Source organism: Pseudochrobactrum albidum, assembly GCF_051851455.1.
Lineage (GTDB): Bacteria > Pseudomonadota > Alphaproteobacteria > Rhizobiales > Rhizobiaceae > Pseudochrobactrum.
The window spans coordinates 132,849-155,258 of sequence record NZ_JBPVTR010000023.1; the positions used below are offsets into that span (position 1 = coordinate 132,849).

The 22,410-nt window shown below is 52.1% G+C and carries 17 protein-coding genes; 8 read left to right on the top strand and 9 right to left on the bottom strand.

Annotation, left to right across the window (positions count from 1 at the left end; all coding sequences use genetic code 11):
• Window positions 1–24: 24 nt before the first annotated feature.
• The 3 genes from addB (at window position 25) to trxA (ending at window position 7,179) form a co-directional block, all read left to right on the top strand.
• Window positions 25–3,165, top strand: coding sequence for a double-strand break repair protein AddB (gene addB, locus ACSTTO_RS09745; protein WP_439273007.1), 3,141 nt, complete (start codon window positions 25–27; stop codon window positions 3,163–3,165).
• A complete protein-coding gene (gene addA, locus ACSTTO_RS09750) occupies window positions 3,162–6,692 on the top strand; it encodes a double-strand break repair helicase AddA (RefSeq protein ID WP_439273008.1) in 3,531 nt (1,176 codons plus the stop codon). The genes addB and addA overlap by 4 nt, the downstream gene beginning before the upstream one ends.
• 166 nt (window positions 6,693–6,858) lie before the next feature.
• Window positions 6,859–7,179, top strand: coding sequence for a thioredoxin (gene trxA, locus ACSTTO_RS09755; protein WP_439273009.1), 321 nt, complete (start codon window positions 6,859–6,861; stop codon window positions 7,177–7,179).
• 63 nt (window positions 7,180–7,242) lie between these two features.
• On the opposite strand, the gene ACSTTO_RS09760 is transcribed toward trxA, so the two are convergent.
• From ACSTTO_RS09760 to ACSTTO_RS09795, 8 genes are all read right to left on the bottom strand, one after another.
• Window positions 7,243–8,580, bottom strand: coding sequence for a bifunctional folylpolyglutamate synthase/dihydrofolate synthase (locus ACSTTO_RS09760; RefSeq protein WP_439273010.1), 1,338 nt, complete (start codon window positions 8,578–8,580; stop codon window positions 7,243–7,245).
• Window positions 8,581–8,762: 182 nt separating this feature from the next.
• Complete coding sequence (accD, locus tag ACSTTO_RS09765; protein WP_439273011.1) at window positions 8,763–9,668, bottom strand: acetyl-CoA carboxylase, carboxyltransferase subunit beta; 906 nt, start codon at window positions 9,666–9,668, stop codon at window positions 8,763–8,765.
• 122 nt (window positions 9,669–9,790) lie between these two features.
• Window positions 9,791–10,627, bottom strand: a complete 837-nt coding sequence (gene trpA, locus ACSTTO_RS09770) for a tryptophan synthase subunit alpha (RefSeq protein WP_439273012.1) — start codon at window positions 10,625–10,627, stop codon at window positions 9,791–9,793.
• 2 nt (window positions 10,628–10,629) lie between these two features.
• Entirely contained in the window at window positions 10,630–11,874 is a 1,245-nt protein-coding gene (gene trpB, locus ACSTTO_RS09775) for a tryptophan synthase subunit beta (protein WP_439273013.1), read from the bottom strand.
• 143 nt (window positions 11,875–12,017) lie between these two features.
• Window positions 12,018–12,689, bottom strand: coding sequence for a phosphoribosylanthranilate isomerase (locus tag ACSTTO_RS09780; protein WP_439273260.1), 672 nt, complete (start codon window positions 12,687–12,689; stop codon window positions 12,018–12,020).
• A gap of 68 nt (window positions 12,690–12,757) precedes the next feature.
• Window positions 12,758–13,552, bottom strand: coding sequence for a M48 family metallopeptidase (locus tag ACSTTO_RS09785; protein ID WP_439273261.1), 795 nt, complete (start codon window positions 13,550–13,552; stop codon window positions 12,758–12,760).
• 131 nt (window positions 13,553–13,683) lie between these two features.
• Complete coding sequence (locus ACSTTO_RS09790) at window positions 13,684–14,829, bottom strand: benzoate/H(+) symporter BenE family transporter (protein WP_439273014.1); 1,146 nt, start codon at window positions 14,827–14,829, stop codon at window positions 13,684–13,686.
• 32 nt (window positions 14,830–14,861) lie between these two features.
• On the bottom strand, window positions 14,862–15,653 hold the full coding sequence (locus tag ACSTTO_RS09795; RefSeq protein ID WP_439273015.1) for an alpha/beta hydrolase: 792 nt from the start codon (window positions 15,651–15,653) through the stop codon (window positions 14,862–14,864).
• A gap of 458 nt (window positions 15,654–16,111) precedes the next feature.
• Here ACSTTO_RS09795 and infC point away from each other — a divergent pair, with 458 nt between their 5' ends.
• The 5 genes from infC (at window position 16,112) to pheT (ending at window position 21,460) form a co-directional block, all read left to right on the top strand.
• Window positions 16,112–16,648, top strand: coding sequence for a translation initiation factor IF-3 (infC, locus tag ACSTTO_RS09800; RefSeq protein WP_439273262.1), 537 nt, complete (start codon window positions 16,112–16,114; stop codon window positions 16,646–16,648).
• Window positions 16,649–17,033: 385 nt separating this feature from the next.
• On the top strand, window positions 17,034–17,234 hold the full coding sequence (gene rpmI, locus ACSTTO_RS09805; protein WP_439273016.1) for a 50S ribosomal protein L35: 201 nt from the start codon (window positions 17,034–17,036) through the stop codon (window positions 17,232–17,234).
• A 25-nt stretch (window positions 17,235–17,259) separates the two neighbouring features.
• Window positions 17,260–17,661 carry a 50S ribosomal protein L20 gene (gene rplT / locus ACSTTO_RS09810; RefSeq protein ID WP_439273017.1) on the top strand — a complete coding sequence of 134 codons (402 nt, stop codon included), beginning with the start codon at window positions 17,260–17,262 and terminating at the stop codon, window positions 17,659–17,661.
• A 250-nt stretch (window positions 17,662–17,911) separates the two neighbouring features.
• The gene (pheS, locus tag ACSTTO_RS09815) at window positions 17,912–19,021 is read left to right on the top strand and encodes a phenylalanine--tRNA ligase subunit alpha (protein ID WP_439273263.1); all 1,110 of its coding nucleotides are present in this window, start codon (window positions 17,912–17,914) and stop codon (window positions 19,019–19,021) included.
• A 21-nt stretch (window positions 19,022–19,042) separates the two neighbouring features.
• A complete protein-coding gene (pheT, locus tag ACSTTO_RS09820; protein ID WP_439273018.1) occupies window positions 19,043–21,460 on the top strand; it encodes a phenylalanine--tRNA ligase subunit beta in 2,418 nt (805 codons plus the stop codon).
• Between the two features lie 235 nt (window positions 21,461–21,695).
• Here the strand turns inward: pheT and ACSTTO_RS09825 are convergent, their stop codons facing one another.
• Window positions 21,696–22,304, bottom strand: a complete 609-nt coding sequence (locus tag ACSTTO_RS09825) for a TetR/AcrR family transcriptional regulator (protein WP_439273019.1) — start codon at window positions 22,302–22,304, stop codon at window positions 21,696–21,698.
• Window positions 22,305–22,410: the final 106 nt, after the last annotated feature.

Below are 22,410 nucleotides of genomic sequence, written 5' to 3' on the forward strand. Positions count from 1 at the left end.
TTTCAGTTTCAGGGAGACGGGTTTATGGCCAAACAGCGTTCGCGTCTTTATTCAATTGCTCCGGGAACGGCATTTTTACCGCGTTTTGTGGATGCATTGCTGAATGGCGAATTGATTGAAGGCTTCCGCGCCGAAGCGAATAATCCGCTGGCTCTGGCTGAAGCTGTGATTTATGTGCCCACACGCCGTGCAGCACGCAGCCTGCGCACCTTGCTGGTGGAGCGCAATCCCGCCAATAGCGCGTTTTTGCCATCTATCCGCCCGCTTGGTGATGTGGAAGAAAGTGCAGCACTGTTTGACAGTGCTGCAGAAGAGTTTCTGCAGCTTGCCCCGCCAATGAGCGAGCCGGAGCGGCTGTTATTATTGGCGCAACTCATCCGCCCGTGGCGGGAAAGCCTGCCTGCACATATTCGTGCCTTGTTCGGTTCCGAGGATATAGCTATTCCCTCAACCACTGCCGATGCTATCTGGCTCGCACGTGATCTGGTGCGGCTGATGGATCAGGTGGAGACGGAAGGGGCAAACTGGAGCGAGCTTGGCCTGATCGCCCCTGATGAACTGGCCGACTGGTGGCGTGTAACGCTGCAATTTCTGGAAATTGTTACCAAAATCTGGCCGGATATTCTGGCAGAGCGTAACCGCTCCAATGCATCGCAGCACCGTAACTGGCTGATTGAGTTTGAAACAGAAAGGATGCTGAAAAATCCGCCGCAGGGCCCTGTGATTGTGGCCGGCTCCACCGGCTCAATTCCGGCAACGGCCAAACTGGTGGCAACCATAGCCAGGCTGCCAAAAGGTGCGGTGGTGTTTCCGGGGCTTGATCGCGATCTGGATCATAAGGCATGGAACCTGCTTGCTGATGGTCTCAATAATCCGTCAACCTATAGCCACCCGCAATATGGTTTGCGCAAGCTTCTCGATCAGATGCAATCCATGCGTGAGGATGTGCAGCATCTGGAAGTTGCCAATCCCGCCAAGCGGATGCGTGAGCGCATTGTCAGTGAGGCGCTGCGTCCGGCAGAGACCACCGATCAATGGGGGCAGTTGCAGCTGGATATGCAGGCCGTGCACGAGGCAATGCACAATGTGGCGCTGATTGAAACTGCCAATGAACGTGAAGAGGCGCTGGCAGTGGCTCTTGCCTTGCGTGATGCAATTGAAGAGCCGGATAAAACCGCCGCTTTGGTAACCGTTGATCGTAATCTGGCGCGGCGTGTAGTGCTGGAACTGACCCGCTTTGGCATTGATGCCGATGATTCCGGCGGTAAACTTTTGCGCGATACTGAAGCGGTGATTTTACTGCGCCTGCTCATCAAATGCGTCTTTGAACCAGGAGATCCGGTGGCACTTCTGGCGCTGGCCAAACATCCGCTGGTGCGGCTGGGGCAAAAGCGCAAGGATGTGCGCCGTCAGGCAGAAATGCTGGAACTGGTTGCCTTGCGTGGCGGTACCGGCAGGGCAGATATTGCCGATCTTCCGGGCTTTTTGGAGCGCAAATTGACGGAGGTCTCTGCAAGATCCCGTGCGCCGTTCTGGCAGGAATATATTACAGCGGCAGAACTTTTAAAATTACAGGATTTTTGCGCGGCAATGACTGCAGCCGTCACGCCGCTGACCGCGCTCATCCATATGCGGATACGGCTTGAAGTGCCGCAAATTATGCGGGCTTGTGTTGAGGCGCTGGAAAATCTGGCGCGCGACATTGATGATACGGTGCATCTTCTTTATCAAGGGCAGCAGGGCGAGCAGTTCAGCGCCTTTTTGCGTCAGCTTATTGCCGCCGATACTGGCTTAGATTTTCTTTCTGAAGAATGGCCGGATATGTTTGAAGCCCTGCTTGCCAATGCAATGGTCAAGCCGCATCCGGGCGGTCATCCGCGCGTCTTTATCTGGGGGGCTCTGGAATCCCGTTTGCAATCTGTGGATACGGTGATTATTGGCGGGCTCAATGAAGGGGTCTGGCCGGCAAAAACCCGCAATGATCCATTCATGTCACGGCCGATGAAAGGTATGATCGCCCTTGATCCGCCGGAGGTGCGCACCGGCCTTGCCGCTCATGATTTTGCCATGGCAACGGGTATGGACAGGGTTATTTTCTCTCGCTCGCAACGTTCCGAAAATGCGCCCACTGTAGCCTCACGCTGGTTACAGCGGCTGGAAACAGTGGCGGGTAAAGAGGTGACAAATGCCATGCGCAAACGCGGTGACAAATATTTATACTGGGCGCGTCAGCTTGATATCAGCCCCGATGTGCCTTTTGTCTCACGCCCTGAACCAAAACCACCGGTAGCAAGCCGGCCAAAGCATTTTTCTGTCACGGAAATTGAAACCCTTCGTCGTGATCCTTATGCGATATATGCCAAAAAGATTTTGCGCCTGCATCCGCTGGAACCATTGATCCGTGATCCGGCAGCCGCAGAACGGGGAACATTGTTTCATGATATTTTAGGCGAATTCACCCGCCGCGATATTGACCCTTTCTCACCACAGGCTGAAGAAATTCTTCTGGAAATTGCACGTGGCGCTTTTAGTGATGCTGATCTTCCGCCGGAAATTGAAGCCGTATGGTGGCCGCGTTTTACCGCATTGATACCGGAATTTTTACATTGGGAGCGCGAGCGCGCACCATATATATATAAGCGTCATGCAGAGATTGCCTCTGCAAGCTGTCGTGTAGAGCCGCTGGAAGTAACATTGTCCGGCCGCGCGGATCGCATTGATGTTATGCGCGATGGCAGCACGGTGGTGATTGATTATAAAACCGGCTCCACGCCATCCGTGCGTCAGGCGCATGTGTTGCTATCGCCGCAATTGGCGCTGGAGGCTGCCTTATTGCGCCGTGGTGCTTTTAGGGAGATCGGCCAGAGCGATGCACAGGATCTTCTCTATGTGCGTTTAAAAGCCAATGGCCAGGTAAAACCTGAATCAATCCTTTCAAGTGATCGTGGTAACAGTGTCAAAACCGCTGTGGAACTGGGGGAGGAATCCTGGGCAAGGCTTGGAGAATTGCTGGCAGAATATAATCATGAGGAGCAAGGCTATCTTTCACGCGCCCTGCCATTTCGTGAGAGCGATCTGACAGGAGATTATGATCATCTGGCGCGGGTGCTTGAATGGTCTGCGGGCGGGGCGGATGCCAATGGTTCAGAAGGCGGTGATATATGACAAAACTCAAATTTATCATCCCTGCGGAAACCATTACAGCACAGGCCAAGGCTGCCAATCCTGATGATTCTGTCTGGGTATCAGCCAATGCCGGCTCCGGCAAAACCCATGTGCTGACAGAGCGGGTGATCCGGCTGCTTCTGGAGGGCACAGACCCATCGAAAATTCTTTGCCTCACCTATACAAAGGCTGCAGCAGCAGTGATGCAGAACCGTGTATTCCAGCGTTTGTCTGAATGGGCGGTTCTGGATGATGAGGGTCTGAGCAAAAAGCTTGAAACTCTGGAAAAGCGCAAGCCTGATGCGCTGCGCCTTGAAACGGCACGGCGTTTGTTTGCCCGCGCTCTGGAAACACCGGGCGGTTTGAAAATCCAGACTATTCACGCTTTTTGTGAATCTATTCTGCACCAGTTTCCGCTGGAGGCAAATATTGCCGGCCATTTTGAAATGCTTGATGACATGATGCAAACGGCATTGGTGGGAGAAGCGCGGCGGCAATTGCTGGAAGCGGCCTCCGTTTCTGCCCGTGCGGATTTGGCCGAAGCCTTTGCCACAGTGCTCGAAACCGCCGGCGAAACAGGTTTGCAAGACCTGCTTGATGAGGCTGTATCCAAGCGCCATGCCTTGCATGAATTTATCCGGCAAACCGGTATTACAGAAACGCGACAGGATGTGTTTTACCGCTATTTCGGCTTTGAAAGCCAAGAGACTGAAGCCACCATCCTTGCCAATCTCTGGCCAATTGCAGAATTTTCCGGCGCTGTGCTCAATAGGGTGATGAATCTGCGCAAACCTGCTGCCCGGGCGCAGGATTTTGCCCTGCAATTGCAGATGATCAAACCGCAGACCACACCGGCACAAATGCAGGATATTCTGCGCAAGGCATTTCTCAAATCCACAGGCGAGCCCAAAAGCGGATCATGGGTTGCAAATGCTGCGGTCAGAGCCGAATTGCCGGATTTTGAGGATGATTTCAACCGTGTTGCCGCGGCTGTTCATAAAGGCCTTGATCGGCTTAAATTGCTGAGGCTGATCCGGCTCAATCTTGCAGCATTCACACTGATTGATGATTTGCTCTCGCGCTACGAAAAGATGAAGCGCAATCGCGGCCTGCTGGATTTTGAAGATCTTATCAACCGTACGGTTTCGCTCTTGTCGCGCAATGGTGCGGGCATGTGGGTGCAATATAAGCTTGATCGCGGCATTGATCACATTCTGGTTGATGAGGCGCAGGATACCAGCCCCGAACAATGGCAGGTGATCAATATGCTCTCGGCTGAATTTTTCTCCGGTTCAGGCCAGCGTGCAGTGCGCCGCACCCTGTTTGCGGTAGGCGATGAAAAACAGTCGATCTATTCTTTTCAAGGCGCACGTCCTGAAGATTTTGCCGCCACCGGTAAAGCGGTTGAGCGTAAAGCAAAAAGTGCAGAGCTGACTTTTGAAAAAGTCAGCCTCAATTTTTCTTTCCGTTCCTCACCCGATGTCCTGTCAGCAGTTGATGCCGTATTTTCACGCGAGGAGGCTTATCGCGGGCTGGGGATTGAGCCGCAACCAACGGTTCATGCGGCAATCCGTGCCGGTGATGCCGGTGAGGTGGAAATATGGGATATGCTGACACCGGAAAAGGTGGAAGAGGTTGAAGACTGGCGCACGCCGGTTGATCAATTGCCGGCACCGGCGGTCAGGCTGGCGGAACAGATTGCCACAACTATCCGCCATTGGCTGGATAGCGCTGAGCCGATCCACGGCAAAGGGCGGCCTGTGGAGCCGCGCGATATTATGGTATTGGTGCGCAAGCGTGATATGTTTATGCCTGCGCTTTCACGCGCTTTGAAAAACCGCGGTGTTCCGGTGGCCGGTGCCGATCGTCTGCGCCTTACCAGCCATATCGGCATCAAGGATTTGATGGCTGTCGGGCGTTTTGTACTGCAACCGGCAGATGATTTATCACTGGCTAGCGTGCTGAAAAGCCCGCTCTTCGGGCTAAATGAAGAGCAGCTCTATCGTCTTGCGCAGCCACGCGGCAAAAATCAGACGCTTTATGCAGCAATAGAACAGCTGGCAATAGGTGATGCGCCCGATGCAGCTCATTGGCAGGCGCTTTATGCAAAATTACGTCGCTGGCGCAATATGGCCGATACAATGCCGGTTTTTGAGTTTTATGCCCGTATATTGGGGCAGGATGGCGGGCGGCGCAAATTATTGGCGCGGCTGGGGCCGGAAGCCGGTGATGTGATTGACGAATTCCAGAATTATGCCCTGGCGACCGAGCGCAGCGGCCTGCCCGGTCTGCAGGCTTTTCTGGAAACGCTGGATGCCGCCTCTCCCGAGATCAAGCGTGAGCTTGATCAAAACCGTGATGAAGTGCGCATTATGACAGTTCATGCTTCAAAAGGGCTTGAAGCGGCTGTTGTCTTTATGGTCGATCCTGGTAATGGCGGAGCCGCAGGCCGCACACCAAAATTATTGAGTTTTGATATGAATGAGCCGGCAGGTTATCAGGGAAAGGGCTTTCTCTGGCTGCCGAAAAGCGAGTTTGGCACCGGTTTTACGGCAGAATTGGTGGAAGAACTAAAAATGCGCTCTGAAGAAGAATATCGCCGCCTGCTTTATGTGGGGATGACCCGTGCAGAAGACCGGCTCATCCTGTGCGGTTATCGTGGTGAACGTGAGAGTGAAAATACCTGGATTAAGCTTGCCGCTGACGGACTTGGCGATGAAGCTGTCCCTTTTGATCATCCGGTTGAGGGGGTTAGTGCACGGCGTTATCGCAAAACACCGCTGACAAAGATAGCTATCTACAGTGAAACGGACACCAAAGAGGCGGATTACCCGCCGCTTCCCGATCATTATCGCAAAGTTCTGGAGCCGGAACAGGGGCTGCCACGGCCGCTGACACCATCCGGCGCATCTGCATTGATCGAGGAAGATGCCGAACAGATTATACGCAGTGGTTCGCCCGTTCTGGAACAGGCAGATGAGATGCAGGACAATATGCGCAGCTTTGCCTTGCAGCGTGGCACAATAATGCATACGCTGTTGCAGCGCCTGCCAGATCTGCCTCCGCAACAACGTGAACAGGCCGCACAACGCTATCTCAATATTGCTGCCAGCCACTGGCATCAATCGCAGCGTGAAAAAATACTGGCTTCTGTCAGCACTATTCTTGATGATCCGCAATTTGCAGCCGTATTTTCCCCCGGCTCAAAAGCAGAAATTGCGCTGATGGGCAAATTGCAGCTGCGCGGCAGGGAGCAGATTGTTTCAGGCCAGATCGACCGGCTTTGTGTGGAAAATGATCGTGTATTGATTGTGGATTACAAAAGCAATCGTCCGCCCGCCCGTACGCTGCAGGAGGTGCCAAAAGCCTATATTACCCAGCTTGCACTTTATCGCGCGCTGGTGGCTCCGCTCTATCCGGATAAATCTGTTGAGGCGGCACTCTTATTTACTGAAGGGCCGTATCTTATTGTGCTGGATGAGGATGTGATGGAACAGGCGCTGATCGCACTGGGCAAGGTTTCATGATATGGATATGAGAAATAATCTGTCCTGTGTAACTTCAGGCAATAAGCTTACCGCTTTATGCTATCCAAAAGCTTTATATTGACCTTTCATCACAATGACACCACATATGGGCTAATAGTGAATTTTATAGCAGGCTGTGCCCTGTATCTGCAAAAGAGGAAAGCCTATGGCGACCGTTAAAATTGACAATAGCAATTTCGAATCCGATGTTCTCAAATCTTCCACACCGGTGGTGGTGGATTTCTGGGCAGAATGGTGCGGCCCGTGTAAAATGATTGCACCGGCTCTGGAGGAAATCTCATCGGAACTGGCCGGTCAGGTAACGATAGCCAAGGTCAATATTGATGAAAATCCCGAACTGGCAGCTCAATATGGCGTACGCTCCATTCCGACATTGCTGATGTTTAAAAATGGTGAAATCGCTGCCAATATGGTTGGCGCAGCCCCTAAAAGCCGCTTGTCAGACTGGATCAAGGCATCCGTCTAATTAGATGAATATATAAACCCCCTTGCGTGAAACTCCATGCAGGGGGGCGTTTTTATGCTCACTTCATTGTGGCGGAGTGTTATTTGCTGCCAATACATCACCTGCCAGATAAAGCGAACCGCCAATCAGAATGCGCGGCGCTGTCACCTCATCCTTGACCAGGTCTTTTATGGCTTGCAGCCCTTCGGCAACATCTTTAACCGCAACGGCTTTCAAACCCGCCTTGCGCGCTGCGGCAGCCAGGGTTTCATGATCGATACCGGCATCACTGGAGCTGATGGCAACTGTGAAAACCTGTCGTGCCATACTGGTAAAAGCTTCAAAATAGCCAACCGGATCTTTGGTGTTGATCATACCGGTAATCAAATAAAGCGGGCGCGGATCGCGGTCTTCAAGTTCAGCCAGCGCCTCGGCAATTACCACACCGGCACCCGGATTATGCCCGCCATCAAGCCAGATCTCGGCTTTCTCCGGTGCAAAACGCATCAGGTCACCCTGTGTCAGGCGCTGCATGCGGGCTGGCCAGGATACGGATGTCATGGCTTTTTCAACCGCTTCATCGCTTAAAGTAAAACCGGCTTCACGCACAGCCCTGATCGCTGCCGCCGCATTGGCAATCTGATGGCGGCCGGGCAGGCGTGGCAGGCTCAAATCAATCAGCCCGCTTTCATCCTGATAGACCATGCGGCCATGCTCCTGATAGGCGATAAAATCCTGCCCGAATACGCTGACAGAGCAGTGCAACCGCGCAGCAATATCAATCATTACCTGTCGTGCTTCATCGCTGCTTTGATAGCCGATCACGACCGGACAATTTGGTTTGATAATGCCGGCTTTTTCTGCCGCAATAATTTCGACCTTATCACCGAGATAGGACTGATGATCGAGTGAGACCGGCATGATCAATGAAACAGCCGGTCTGGTGATGACATTGGTAGCATCAAAACGTCCGCCAAGGCCAACTTCCAGAATAACCGCATCGGCCGGCTGCTCGGCAAAGAGCAGAAAAGTCACCGCTGTCAGAAGCTCAAACACGGTGATCATATTTCCGTCATTGGCTTTCTCTGCACGGGCAACGGCATCTGCGAGCGTGGCATCATCCACAAGTTTTCCGGCTTCGCCCCTGCGCCCAAGACGATAACGCTCATGCCAGTTCACAAGATGCGGTGATGTATGCACATGCACGGCCAGCCCCTCTGCCTCCAGCAGGGCGCGGGCAAAAGCCGTGGCTGAGCCTTTGCCATTGGTGCCGGCAATATGAATAACCGGCGGCAGCCTGTCTTGCGGATTGCCAAGCGCCTCCAATAAACGGCTGATACGTTTGAGTGACAGATCAAAGCCTTTGGGGTGTTTTTGCAAAAGGCGTTCAATACGATGTGCGGCAGTGAGATCTTGTGTCATGGCAGATCCGGTATTCTAATCTTTGCAGACGGGCTGGCCGGTTTACGACCTGTCTTGCAACAGAACGCGCATATATAAGAAACGCGCCGCTTAAAGTTATTCCGGTAATGCTATTTTAACCGGAACCACCTTTGAAGCAGCGCGGTAGTCATGGCCGGCCGGCATTTTTCCCGCCGTCACGATCAGGCGGAAGCTGCAGGCGCTGCCGCCTCTTCAGAAGCTGCTTTTGGCTCTGTTGCAGGCTGATTCATCATGATTTTCAGAAGGCGGGCGATGGTTTCCTTCATCTCCAGACGGGAAACCACCATATCAATCATGCCGTGATCGAGCAGATATTCCGCACTCTGGAAGCCTTCCGGCAGTTTTTCGCGGATGGTTTGTTCAATCACACGCGCACCGGCAAAACCAATCATTGTGCCGGGTTCTGCAATGTGAATATCGCCAAGCATGGCATAGGATGCAGTAACACCGCCAAAGGTGGGATTGGTCAGCACAACAATATAAGGCAGGCCTGCTTCTTTGAGCAGTTCCACTGCAACAGTGGTGCGCGGCATTTGCATCAGAGAAAGGATGCCTTCCTGCATGCGGGCGCCGCCTGAGGCGCTGAACAGCACCAGAGGGCGCTTTTTGGCAATGGCTGTTTCCGCGGCTTTGATAATGGCATCGCCTGCAGCCATGCCAAGCGAGCCGCCCATAAAGCCGAAATCCTGCACTGTGGCAACAATCGGCAGGCCTTCAATTGTACCGAGCGCGTTAATGATGCAATCATCTTGCTGGGTGCGATTGCGATAGTCTTTCAAGCGGTCGATATATTTTTTTTCGTCACGGAACTTTAGCGGATCGGTAACCACTTTAGGGTTTTCCAGAACCTCATATTTGCCCTCATCAAAGAAGAAACGCAGCCGGTCTTTGGCCGGAATGCGCATATGATGCCCGGAAGCCGGAATAACCCACTGATTGCTTTCCAGATCTTTGTGAAACACCATTTCACCGGTTGACGGGTCCTTGATCCAGAGATTTTCCGGCATTTCCCGGCGCCCAAGCATGGAGTTGAGCTTCGGGCGGACATAATTCGTAATCCAGTTCATATGGGCTTTCCGTTGTTCTCAATCACTGAAATCTTCGCGCATGCTTTAATATAAAAGCATATAAAGCACAAAGAAGGCCGCAGATCTGCGGCGCTTGGTTATTTTCTATTTTACGCGGCTTTTCAGGCAGGAGCAAGGCGGGCATTGCGCACACCGGTTGCAAGCTCGCGCACCACAGCACTTGCCGCGGCAACAGGGTCGCCCTGCACTTTATTACCGGCATCCAACGTGCCGGCAATAGCTGCCACAATTGCCGACCCTACAACCACCCCATCGGCCGATGCGCCAATAGCCCTGGCCTGCTCAGCATTGCGCACACCAAAACCAACACATACCGGCAAGCTTGTGTGGCTTTTAATGCGGGCAACAGCCTTGCTCACCTGTGCGGCATCTGCCAGTGCCGAGCCGGTAATCCCGTTCATGGATACATAATAAACAAAGCCGGAAGTATTTTCGAGAACCTTTGGCAGGCGCTTTTCATTTGTGGTTGGTGTGGCAAGACGAATGAAATTGATGCCGGCTTTAATGGCGGGAATGCACAATTCCTCATCCATTTCCGGCGGCAGATCAACCACGATCAAACCGTCAATGCCGGCTTCCAGCGCATCTTTGATGAAACGTTCAACGCCATAAGTGTAGATAGGATTGTAATACCCCATCAGAACGATCGGTGTTGTGTCATCATCTTTTCGGAAATCGCGCACCATTTGCAGGGCTTTTGTCAAAGTCTGGCCGCCATGGAGTGCACGCAGCGCCGCGGCCTGAATGGCAGGGCCGTCAGCCATCGGATCGGAAAAGGCCATGCCGATTTCAATTACATCGGCGCCGGCTTTTGGCAGTGCTTTCATAATTTCCACAGAAGTGGCGTAATCAGGATCGCCGCCCATAAAATAGGTGACCAGCGCAGGGCGTCCTTCAGCGCGCAATTGGGCGAATTTCTCATCCATACGTCTTGTCATGATTACATTTCCATTCCGAGAATTTCGCCCACAGTGTGCACATCCTTATCACCGCGGCCGGAGAGATTAACGATGATGATCTTGTCCTGATCCATTTCCGGCGCCAGTTTCAGCGCCTGTGCAATGGCATGGGAAGATTCAAGCGCCGGAATGATACCTTCCGTGCGGGTGGTAATCTGGAAGGCTTCCAGTGCCTGCGTATCAAGAACCGGCACATAATCCACACGGCCTGTATCGCGCAGCCATGAATGCTCAGGCCCCACACCCGGATAATCCAGGCCTGCGGAAACCGAATGGCCTTCAAGAATCTGGCCATCGGCATCTTGTATGAGATAGGTGCGGTTGCCATGCAGCACACCGGGACGTCCGGCATTCATGGAAGCGCAATGTTCATTGCCTTCCAGCCCGCGGCCGCCGGCTTCCACCCCGTAGATTTTAACCGGTGTGTCATCAAGGAACGGGTGAAACAGGCCGATTGCATTGGAGCCGCCGCCGACAGCGGCAATAATCGCATCCGGCAAGCGGCCTTCGCGCTCCAGGATCTGTTCCCGCGCTTCAGTGCCGATCACGGCTTGAAAATCACGTACCATTTCCGGATATGGATGCGGGCCGGCAGCAGTGCCGATCAGGTAATAGGTGTCTTCCACATTGGTCACCCAGTCGCGTAAGGCTTCATTCATTGCATCTTTCAGCGTGCCGTTACCCGCGGTCACGGCATTGACACTGGCGCCAAGCAGTTTCATGCGGAACACATTCGGCTTTTGGCGCTCAACATCAGTAGCCCCCATATAAACCACACATGGCAGGCCAAAGCGCGCAGCAACAGTTGCCGAGGCAACACCATGCTGGCCGGCACCGGTTTCAGCGATGATGCGGGTTTTGCCCATGCGTTTGGCAAGCAGGATCTGACCAAGGCAATTATTGATTTTGTGGCTGCCGGTATGATTGAGATCCTCACGCTTGAAATAAATCTTTGCGCCGCCTTTGCCCCCTTTTGCCTGAGCCTGTTCACGCACATAACGTGTCAGGCCTTCTGCATAATAAAGTTTGGAAGGCCGGCCGGCATAATGGGTGGAAAGCACCTGTAATTCAGCCTTGAATTGCGGATCCTGCTTTGCCGTTTCATAGGCGGCCTGCAGGTCAAGGATCAGCGGCATCAGGGTTTCAGCAACAAAACGCCCGCCGTAAATACCAAACATGCCGTCTTCATTCGGCCCGGTTTTGAAAGAATTGAGCTCGCTCGACATGAGATATGCTTCCGATCTTTGATTCTGTCACATAATTTTTTTAAACCGGATCAGTTTAAGGTAAAATCATGCTCTTATTTTAAAGTGTTAGAGCAGCCTTGTGTATCGTCAATGGCGTATGGCGCTCTTGGGGGTGAATACACTCAGGCAGTCTTTGGAGTGTTTATAGCTTTGTGCACAGCTGCAAAAAACGCGTCAATCAGATGCAGGTCTTTTTTGCCGGGCTCGCTTTCAACACCGGATGAAATGTCGATAGCAAAGCTGCCTGTTTTGGCAAGAGCCACATGAATATTTTCTGCATTTAAGCCGCCGGAAAGCATGTAATTGCCGAGACCGGACTGTTCTTTAAGCAAATTCCAGTCAAAAGCAACACCATTGCCGCCCGGCAGTTCCGAGCCTTTGGGAGCCTTGGCATCAAACAGAAAACGGTCGGCAATGCCTTTATAAGGGGCAACAGCATCAAAATCACTGCGCTCGCGGATAGAAAAAGCCTTCATCACCGGCAGGCCGTAGCGTTGCTTCACATATGCAACACGTTCCGGTGTTTCATGGCCGTGTAATTGCAGGATATCCGGCTGCAAGAGCGAAACGATCTTATCAAGCTGCGCATCACCGGCATCCACCGTAACGGCAACAATTCCGGCTTTGCCACGCGCTGGTCTGGCAAGTTCTGCCGCTTGTTCAGGCTCAACATGGCGCGGGCTTTTGGGAAAAAAGATAAAACCGATATAGCTGGCGCCGTTTTTCAGCACCGCTTCCACAGCTTGCTGTGTTTTCAGGCCACAGATTTTAATTTCAACAGAATGAGAGGACATCATATTATTTTTCAGATTATTCTATCTTATAAAATAGAGTTTAGCGCGTAAAAAGTCCGAGGGACAGTCTAAACCGGCGCTGACACAAAGGAAACCGCATGCAAGGCGCTGCCATGGCGTTTCAGCCATGCGCGGCAAGCCGGTGTTTCAGGGCACAGTCTCATACATAAAGCCCAGAAATCCGGCCCGTGATTCATTTCAATCAAATGGGCAACTTCATGGGCAACCAGATAATTGATCACCTCTGACGGCGCCATCATGATGCGCCATGAAAACGAAAGATCACCCCTGGATGTGCATGATCCCCAACGGCTTGTTGTATCTTTAAAGCGCACAGAATTTGCCGGTTTGCCGATATGTTTTGTGTGCAGCAACACCAATGCGTTAATATCGGTTCTGGCTAGTTTTTTAAGATAATCTGCAATCCGCCTTCCCATATGTTGTGCATCACCATGCACAACCAATAGGGCTTGCCCGTTTTCATCATGTTCCTGCCTTGTGGTGCCGCGTTTTGCCGGCTCATGCATGATGCGGTGTTCTATGCCGCGAATCCTGACTGTGCTGCCGTGATGAAGGGGCAATATCACCGGCACTTTGGCAATTTGTGCCTCAATCCAGCCGTGATGGCGGTCAATGAAAAGATCAAGCTCGCGCTGCGGCAAATGCGGGGGAACCGTTACGCGGATTGCCTTGCCGCCGGTTTCAATGCGCAAGGTCAGCCTTTTGGCTCGCGGATTTTCCCAGATAACAAGCGGCAGGTTGCGGCCTGCAACCGCATAAATCCGCTCAGCACGCAATGCTTTCGGGCGGCTTTGCCTTTGTGCAACTTTTTTGAGCGGGGATTTGCGGAATAAAGACGAAATCATGAGAAGACTATAGGTGATTCGCCAAAAGGACTATAAGGGTTCTGTGGAAATGGCGCTTTTTAATATGCGCCTTTAATCACCATGATGTTTAAGACAAATATTATATTATGTGTCGAGATTGCAGTATCTCAGCGATTTCTTGCCACAAGTTCCAGCCCGGCAACAATCAGGCCGGCAATCAATGCCCAGAAGGCAGAGCCAATGCCGGCAATGGTAATGCCTGAGGCAGTAACCGCAAAAGTGATAATGGCTGCAAATCGCTCATCATCGCGTTTCAGCGCAAGAGCGAGCGCATTGATAAACGGGCTGATGAGCCCCAATCCGGCAATCAGCATGATCAGGGCAGGCGGCAATACGGCAAAGATTGCCACAAGGGATGCGCCGAAAATGGCAAAAATCAGATAGCACAGTGCATAAAACGGCCCTGTCATCCAACGCTGTTTCGGATCAGGATGGGCATCATGGCCGGTACAGATAGCCGCTGAAATTGCGGCCATATTGCTGGTATGGGCGCCAAAAGGAGCCGAGATCAGCGAGACAAGGCCGGTGACTTGCAGGCAGGCTGCGGTTGGCGGCTCATAACCTGCGGCACGCAGGACAGCAAAACCCGGCAGATTCTGCGAGGCCATGGTGACAAGATAAAGCGGCAGCGCCAGCCCGATCATGGCAGACAGAGAAAATACCGGCACAATCATTGTGAGTGTGGAGAGTTCAGGTGCCGGCAAATTATCGGCACGGCCAAGAAAAAGCGCAAAAATCACACCACCGATCAGCACGCTGATCACAGCCATTGCCGGATTAAACAGGCGGATAATCAGAAACAGTATGATGAGCGGCAAAACCAGCAATGGATCAAGGGAGAGGGTTTTGGCGGCATTGATGACAAAGCCCGATAAAATGCCTGCCAGCATGCCGGAAGCAATAGAAGCCGGAATACGCTCGACAAACTGAGCCACCGGCCTGATCATGCCGGTGATGATAATGGCAAGGGCGGTGACAATAAATGCACCGACGGCCTCCTGCATGGTAAAGCCGATACTGGCGCCGATTAGTGCCAGCCCCGGTGTTGACCATGCAGTGATGATGGGGATGCGGTAGCGCCAGCTTAAAAAACCGGAGGAAATGCTAAGTGCCAGCGATATAGCGGTCACCCAGCTTGCGGTTTCAGCCTGTGTTGCGCCAAGAGCTGTTGCTGCGGCAATGATCAGCGCCAATGTGCCGCCAAAACCGACAAAGGCCGCAACCGCAGCCGATGCTATGACTGAAAACCGCATATTTCCTCCTTGGGGTTGCAGCTTTATTCTTGTTATAGCTGTGCGATCATGGCTTCAACAATGCGTGTCAGCAAATCAAGATCCTGCGGGCGGGAAAGGCGATGATCACCATCGCGGATCAGGGTCAGTGTCACATTATCAGCCGGCAGATGCTCAACAAGGCGCAATGCATGGCTGTAAGGCACATCCGGATCCTGCATGCCTTGCAAAATATGCACCGGACAGCCGGTTTCAATAATGCCGGAGAGCACCTGATTGCTGCGGCCGTTCTCAATCAGTTTCTGGGTATAGATATAAGGCTGCGGTGAATATTCTGAAGGTTCTTCAAAATAACCTTTTGCTGCAAGCTGGTGTTTTTGCTCTTCTGTCAGCGCGGGTTCTATAAGGGCTTGCGTAAAATCCGGCGCCGGAGCAAGCAGGATCAGGCCGGCGGGCTTTTCACCGGCTTTCATAAGCTCCTGTGCCATGCGCAATGCAATCCAGCCACCCATGGATGAGCCGATCAGGATTTGTGGGCCGGTGGTATAAGCGCGGCAGGCCGCAAGGCTTTGTTCCAGCCAGAGCGAAATTGTGCCGTCTTTGAATTCTCCGCCGGATTCACCATGGCCGGAATAGTCAAAACGCAGCATGGGATGGTTGTTTGCCGCTGCCCACTGGTCAAGATGCTGTGCCTTGCCGCCAAGCATGTCGGAACAATAGCCGCCAAGCCAGACAAGCCCTGGTGTTTCTGTGCCTTTTCTGCAGCGTACAGCAATTTCTGTGCCATTTACATTGAAGAACTCCGGGAGGAACTCCGGCAAAGATTTTGCAATTTGATCTGTCATTATAAGCTCCGAAAACGGCATGGTCATTTCAAGGCCGGCTGGCCGGATGATAGGGTGTTTTGGCTGCAAGTGCGAAGCGGTTTACGCGCACATCATGCGACAAAACAGGGAAACAGGGCATTGTATCACTGGCGTGCAAATTAAAGGGGTTTGCCCGCAACAGGATAGATGCTTGAAATTTTATCCGGCGATACACATCTCTTTCAATAAGCAAGCAGGGCTGTTTTGTCTCGTCAGAAATAATTTTGATCGCAAAATGCCGTAAAATCCGGCTTCTTGTGATGATTTTACTGCATTGTTATTGCCCTGAGGGGGGTGATTTGCGTTTCAAAAGATGCTATTGACTTGCGCGCTGTATCATGACCGCCTGCCGGTTGTTGATAGGGCTGCGGCTTTTGCCGCTTTCACGCGGGCATAAATGCACCGCACAGGTTTAATAATTCGAGGAGAATACGACCATTCGCCGACCGTTCAGAGCGACGCCGGTCCAGAAAGACGGACCGCGCTCCAACCGAGATATCCGGGTACCCCGGGTTCAGCTTATTGATGCCGAAGGCCAGAATCATGGCACAGTGACGATTCAGGAAGCTATTGCACTCGCTGAGGAAGCGGGGCTGGATCTTGTTGAGATTGTGCCCAATGCGGAACCACCGGTCTGCAAGATCGTGGATCTTGGTAAGCTGAAATATCAAAACCAGAAAAAAGCTGCCGAAGCACGTAAAAAACAAAAGACGGTTGAGATCAAGGAACTCAAAATGCGTCCCAATATCGACGATCACGATTATGCCGTGAAGTTGAAGGCCGCAGGTCGTTTCTTTGAGGATGGCGATAAGGTCAAGGTTACTTTGCGCTTCCGCGGCCGTGAAATGGCGCACCAGGAATTGGGTATGCAGCTGTTACAGCGTGTTAAGGAAGACACGGCGGAAATCGCTAAGGTTGAGGCGGAGCCCAAACTGGAAGGCCGTCAGATGATGATGGTTCTTGCTCCGCGTTGATTGCAGCGGTTCATCACGCGGATTTTTTTAAGATCAGCATGATGGTTCCGGTTTGCTAGAATGATAAAGCCGCCCCTCGGGCGGCTTTTTATTTGGTGAGTTTGGAGTTGCTTTTTTTCTTGTTTATGCGTATTGAAACCCTGTTCAAACCGACCGGCAGGGCATGCCGTGGCGGTTTTGCATGCTTTTCAGGCTTTGGTCGGCCTGAAAGTACAATCAAGTCTCTGTTTTCTGCAGACAACACACTTTGAAGATAAAGCCCGCGATGCAACGCACAAAGGGGTTTTTAAGCAAAGCGTGGTGTATCGCAGGGATAACAGGGAACCAAACAAGAGACGTGGCGTGCTTTATGCACACAGGGATCTCAAAGAAGGAGAGTAGCAAAATGCCCAAAATGAAGACCAAATCTGCCGCCAAGAAGCGGTTTAAGATTACCGCTACCGGTAAGGTAATGGCGGCTGCCGCCGGCAAGCGCCACGGTATGATCAAACGTTCGAACAAGTTCATCCGCGATGCACGCGGCACCATGGTTCTGTCGGAACCGGATGCCAAGATCGTTAAGAACTTTCTGCCGAACGGCCTCTAAGCCTGTAGTTTAAGGAGATCATATTATGGCACGTGTAAAACGCGGCGTGACTGCACACGCAAAGCACAAAAAAGTCCTGAAACAGGCTGAAGGTTTCCGCGGCCGTCGTAAGAATACGATCCGCACTGCCAAGGCTGCTGTTGATCGTTCGAAACAGTATGCATATCGTGACCGCAAGAATCGCAAGCGCACTTTCCGCGCTCTGTGGATTCAGCGTATCAATGCTGCTGTCCGTGCGCATGGCCTGACTTATGGCCGTTTCATTGATGGTCTGGCTAAGGCTAATATTGAAATTGACCGTAAGGTCTTGTCGGACATGGCTATTCATGAGCCTGCAGCATTTGGTGCATTGGTTGCATCTGCAAAGAAGGCGCTTGAATATCTGAAAAACACAACACCAAACGCTTTTGAGTCTGCTGTTCGCTAAGCCAGCCGTCTCTGTACAAAGCTTTTGTGCCAAGGCTGTTGAGCCAAGGGTTTTGTGTTTGTATTTGGAGAGCCCGCGCTGGTGATACTGGCGCGGGCTTTTCATTTGAAATTGACGCAGGATTGCAAAAGGCGGGCGCCGGCTGCGCCGCTGTGCAGAAAAACAGGGCATTTCAATATTTCTCTGGAAAACTGAAATGCTTTGGAATTTCAGATGTTGTCGCACGGTACATTTATCAAGGATCTGAATGATGAGTGATCTCTCACTACTCGAACAGGGCATATTGGCAGAAATTGCCGCTGCCGGTGATGAACAGGCGATTGAGGCCGTGCGTGTTGCTGCTCTCGGCAAAAAGGGCTCGGTTTCTGAAAAGCTGAAATCTCTGGGCGCGATGACGCCGGAGGAGCGCCAGATACAGGGGCCGGCTATTAATGGTTTGAAAAACCGCATCACTGATGCGCTGGCTGCACGCAAGGCTCAATTGCGCACAATTGCGATAGCGCAAAAATTGGAGCGCGAAAAAGTGGATGTGACGCTGCCGGTGCGCACTTCCCCGGCTTTGCGTGGCCGTATTCATCCGATTTCTCAGGTGATTGACGAGATTACCGCAATTTTTGCCGATATGGGTTTTTCCATTGCGGAAGGATCGGATATTGAAACCGATTATTATAACTTCACGGCGCTGAATTTTCCTGAAGGCCATCCTGCGCGTGAAATGCATGATACCTTCTTCTTCAATCCGGATGAGAACGGCGAGCGCAAATTGCTGCGCACCCATACTTCACCGGTGCAGGTGCATACAATGGAGCGTTTTGCAAAATTGCGTGACGCGCAAGGCCGTGACGAGCCGATCCGCATCGTTATTCCGGGCAAGACCTATCGCATGGATTCTGATGCCACCCATTCACCGATGTTCCATCAGGTGGAGGGGCTGGTTGTGGATAAGGCTGCCAATGTGGCCAATATCAAATGGGTGCTGGAAGAGTTCTGCAAGGCATTTTTTGAAGTACCTTCGGTTAAAATGCGCCTGCGTCCGAGCTTCTTCCCGTTTACCGAGCCGTCAATGGAGGTTGATATTCAGTGCGACCGCTCCGGCGGCAATGTCAGATTTGGCGAGGGCAATGACTGGCTGGAAATTTTAGGCTGCGGCATGGTGCATCCGAATGTGTTGCGCAATGCGGGTTATGATCCTGATATTTATCAGGGCTTTGCCTGGGGCATGGGTATCGACCGTATCGCTATGCTCAAATATGGCATGCCGGATCTGCGCGCTTTCTTTGATGCTGATGTGCGCTGGCTCAATCATTACGGCTTCCGTCCTCTCGATTTGCCGACCTTGTTCGGCGGTCTGAGCGCGTAAGAGACGGAAAGGATAGATAAAATGAAATTCACACTTTCCTGGCTGAAAGAACATCTTGAAACGGATGCCTCACTGGAAGAAATCCTTGAAAAACTTACCGATATTGGTCTGGAAGTGGACGGGGTTGATGACCGTGAGGCTTTTAAAACATTTAAAATTGCCAAAGTGCTGACTGCGGTACAGCATCCCGATGCCGACAAATTACGTGTTTTGAGCGTTGATGCCGGTGATGGCAAGCCATTGCAAATTGTGTGCGGTGCACCCAATGCCCGCGCCGGCATGATCGGTGTCCTTGGGTGTCCGGGTGATTATGTGCCGGGTCTTGATATGACATTATCGGTTGGCAAAATCCGTGGTGTTGAAAGCTTCGGCATGATGTGTTCTGAGCGCGAGCTGGAATTGTCGGATGAGCATAACGGCATTATTGATCTGCCCGCTAATGCCCCTGTCGGCATGAGCTTTGCCACTTATATGGGTATTGATGATCCGGTGATTGAAATCGGCCTCACGCCAAACCGTGCCGATTGCACCGGCGTGCATGGTATTGCCCGTGATCTGGCAGCCGCCGGCCTTGGCCGGCTTAAAGGCGATGTGATTGCCCCGGTCAAAGGCGCTGGCGCAACACCGGTTAAGATTATTCTTGATCAGGATGCTGACAAGCCGTTTTGTAACGGTTTTTCCCTGCGTCTGGTAAAAGGTGTTAAAAACGGCCCGAGCCCGCAATGGATGCAGCAGCGTCTCAAGGCAATTGGCCTGCGCCCGATCAATGCGCTGGTTGATATCACCAATTATGTGACCTTTGATTATGGCCGCCCGCTGCATGTGTTTGATGCGGCAAAGGTAAAAGGCAATCTGACAGTGCGCTCCGCCAGAGAGGGAGAAACTATTCTGGCGCTTGATCAGCGGGAATATAAGCTGTCTGCACATCATTATGTGATTGCTGATGAAAACGGCGTGGAATCCATTGCCGGCATTATGGGGGGCGAACATTCCGGCTGTGATGAAAACACCACTGATGTGCTGATTGAATCGGCATTGTGGGATGCACGCATGATTGCGCGCACCGGCCGTGAATTGGGCATTATTACCGATGCCCGCTATCGTTTTGAACGTGGTGTTGATCCGCAGATGATGGAGCCGGGTGCGGAACTGGCAACAAGGCTGGTTCTTGACCTGTGCGGTGGGGAGCCGGCAGAGGTTACAACTGTTGGCTATATGCCTTACAAGCCGCGCATTATTGAATTTCCGGTTACTGAAATCAAACGTCTGACCGGCATTGATGTTGCCTCGCAGCAGGCTGCGGATATTCTGACCCGCCTCGGATTTACAGTTGAGGGCGCGGGCAGGGATGTGTTACAGGTCAAGGTGCCTTCATGGCGCGGTGATGTGGAAGGCAAGGCCGATCTCGTTGAGGAAGTGATGCGTATCTACGGTATCAACAGGATTGAGCCGCAGCCTTTGCCGCATATGGGCAGTGTCAACTCCAAGATCCTTACCACACTGCAGATCCGCTCGCGCCTTGCCAAACGCATTCTGGCAACCCGCGGTATGATGGAAGCCGTAACCTATTCCTTTATTTCAGAGGCGCAGGCCAAAGCTTTTGGTGGCGGTAAGCCGGAACTTAAACTGGCCAATCCTATTGCAGCCGATATGTCGGATATGCGCCCTTCATTGCTGCCGGGGCTTTTATCCGCTGCAAAGCGCAATGCTGACCGCGGATTTGCCGATCTGGCATTGTTTGAAGTATCCGGCACCTATGAGGGCGATAAGCCGCAGGAGCAGCGCCGCGTGGCAGGCGGCATTCGCCGTGGCACAGCCGGTGTTGAAGGTGCCGGCCGTTTCTGGTCGGGCAATGCTGAAGCCGTAGATGTGTTTGACGCCAAAGCCGATGCCTTGGCGGTTCTGGAAGCCTGCGGCGCACCGGTTGATCGTATCCAGATCGAAGCCGGTGGCCCGTCATGGTATCATCCGGGGCGTTCCGGCACCTTAAAGCTCGGGCCAAAAGTCGTGCTTGGTCATTTTGGTGAGTTTCATCCTGATGTGCTGGATCTTATGGATATCTCGGGTGCTTTGTGCGGGTTTGAGGTCTTTATTGATGCGATTCCTGAGCCAAAGCAAAAATCAAGCTGCACCAAACCGGCACTGGTATTGTCACAGTTTCAGGCAGTAAAACGCGATTTTGCTTTTGTGGTTGATCTTTCTGTTGAGGCGGCGGCCATTGTCCGCGCGGTTAATGCTGCGGAGAAAAAGCTGATTTCCGGCGTACAGGTTTTTGATATTTTCACCGGCGCTTCAGTGGGTGAGGGGAAGAAGTCTGTGGCTGTGGAAGTGGTATTACAGCCGCTTGACCGTACATTGACGGAAGAGGATCTGGAAACCGCAGCAAAGCGCATTATTGAGAGTGTCGCCAAACAAACTGGCGGTGTATTGCGCGGTTAATGCAATAAAACCCGTCTGCTGAACCGACCGTTCAACGATTGGGCGCCGTTCAGCAGGCGGGTTTCATATTGACAGAGCGTTTAAAACCAAAGCTTTGAGACGTTTTGTGTGTCTTAATAAAGCGATAAAACAATTATTTGGCGCATTTCCGGCACTTGCATCCCGACCGGAACTGCATCGGACAAAACTGTATCAGATAAAATCGCACAAGTTACAGCAAATTCCTGATTTATATTCAGGCAGCGGTTTTTGAGGGTTCCGGCATGGCGCGCATAGCCATTTCAATAATATTTTGAATGGCCTGCCGATTACCGCCGTCGCGCGCTTCATAAGACAGGCTTTGCAACATGGCATGGTAAAACTCTGCCATCTGGACAAGATCGGTTCCTTGCGGCAGGTCGCCATCTTTTAACGCCTTTTCACAGCGAGCCAGAATACGCTCAAAGGCGTCTTTTCGCACGGTTTTAAGAAATTCCTTAACGGCTTTATTCTCTGGTTTGCATTGAATGGAACTGACACTGACCATGCAGCCCCCTGCCGGGCAGGCATAGACTTTATCCGCATGGGTTTCCAGCATGGCGCGTATGCCCTGCTGAATGGTTGCAGCTTCATCCAGCGCCATTAATGATGCGCCGCCAATTGTGGCCGTGTAATATTGTACGGCTTCACGAAAAGCCTGTTCTTTTGAACCAAATGCTGCATAAAAACTTGGCGGGGTAATGCCGATGGCCGCAGTAAAGTCATTGATCTGGGCGCATTCATAGCCTTTTTCCCAGAAAACCTTCATTACTTTTTCCAGCGCGATTTCACGGTCGAAACTGCGCGGTCTGCCGCGTAAAGCCATTTCATACCTTTCTTTAGTGCGCTTTATATAATTCACTTGACTGCCGGGTTCAAGTTATCCCAGAATTTCCGGCTCCAGCTACAACACAAAACTTGTGACAAAATCA

Bases quoted from the DNA above. Each gene is read 5' to 3' on its own strand.
- addB (WP_439273007.1), top strand. From the start codon at position 25: ATGGCCAAACAGCGTTCGCGTCTTTATTCAATTGCTCCGGGAACGGCA.
- addA (WP_439273008.1), top strand. From the start codon at position 3,162: ATGACAAAACTCAAATTTATCATCCCTGCGGAAACCATTACAGCACAG.
- trxA (WP_439273009.1), top strand. From the start codon at position 6,859: ATGGCGACCGTTAAAATTGACAATAGCAATTTCGAATCCGATGTTCTC.
- ACSTTO_RS09760 (WP_439273010.1), bottom strand. From the start codon at position 8,580: ATGACACAAGATCTCACTGCCGCACATCGTATTGAACGCCTTTTGCAA.
- accD (WP_439273011.1), bottom strand. From the start codon at position 9,668: ATGAACTGGATTACGAATTATGTCCGCCCGAAGCTCAACTCCATGCTT.
- trpA (WP_439273012.1), bottom strand. From the start codon at position 10,627: ATGACAAGACGTATGGATGAGAAATTCGCCCAATTGCGCGCTGAAGGA.
- trpB (WP_439273013.1), bottom strand. From the start codon at position 11,874: ATGTCGAGCGAGCTCAATTCTTTCAAAACCGGGCCGAATGAAGACGGC.
- ACSTTO_RS09780 (WP_439273260.1), bottom strand. From the start codon at position 12,689: ATGTCCTCTCATTCTGTTGAAATTAAAATCTGTGGCCTGAAAACACAG.
- ACSTTO_RS09790 (WP_439273014.1), bottom strand. From the start codon at position 14,829: ATGCGGTTTTCAGTCATAGCATCGGCTGCGGTTGCGGCCTTTGTCGGT.
- ACSTTO_RS09795 (WP_439273015.1), bottom strand. From the start codon at position 15,653: ATGACAGATCAAATTGCAAAATCTTTGCCGGAGTTCCTCCCGGAGTTC.
- rpmI (WP_439273016.1), top strand. From the start codon at position 17,034: ATGCCCAAAATGAAGACCAAATCTGCCGCCAAGAAGCGGTTTAAGATT.
- rplT (WP_439273017.1), top strand. From the start codon at position 17,260: ATGGCACGTGTAAAACGCGGCGTGACTGCACACGCAAAGCACAAAAAA.
- pheS (WP_439273263.1), top strand. From the start codon at position 17,912: ATGAGTGATCTCTCACTACTCGAACAGGGCATATTGGCAGAAATTGCC.
- pheT (WP_439273018.1), top strand. From the start codon at position 19,043: ATGAAATTCACACTTTCCTGGCTGAAAGAACATCTTGAAACGGATGCC.
- ACSTTO_RS09825 (WP_439273019.1), bottom strand. From the start codon at position 22,304: ATGGCTTTACGCGGCAGACCGCGCAGTTTCGACCGTGAAATCGCGCTG.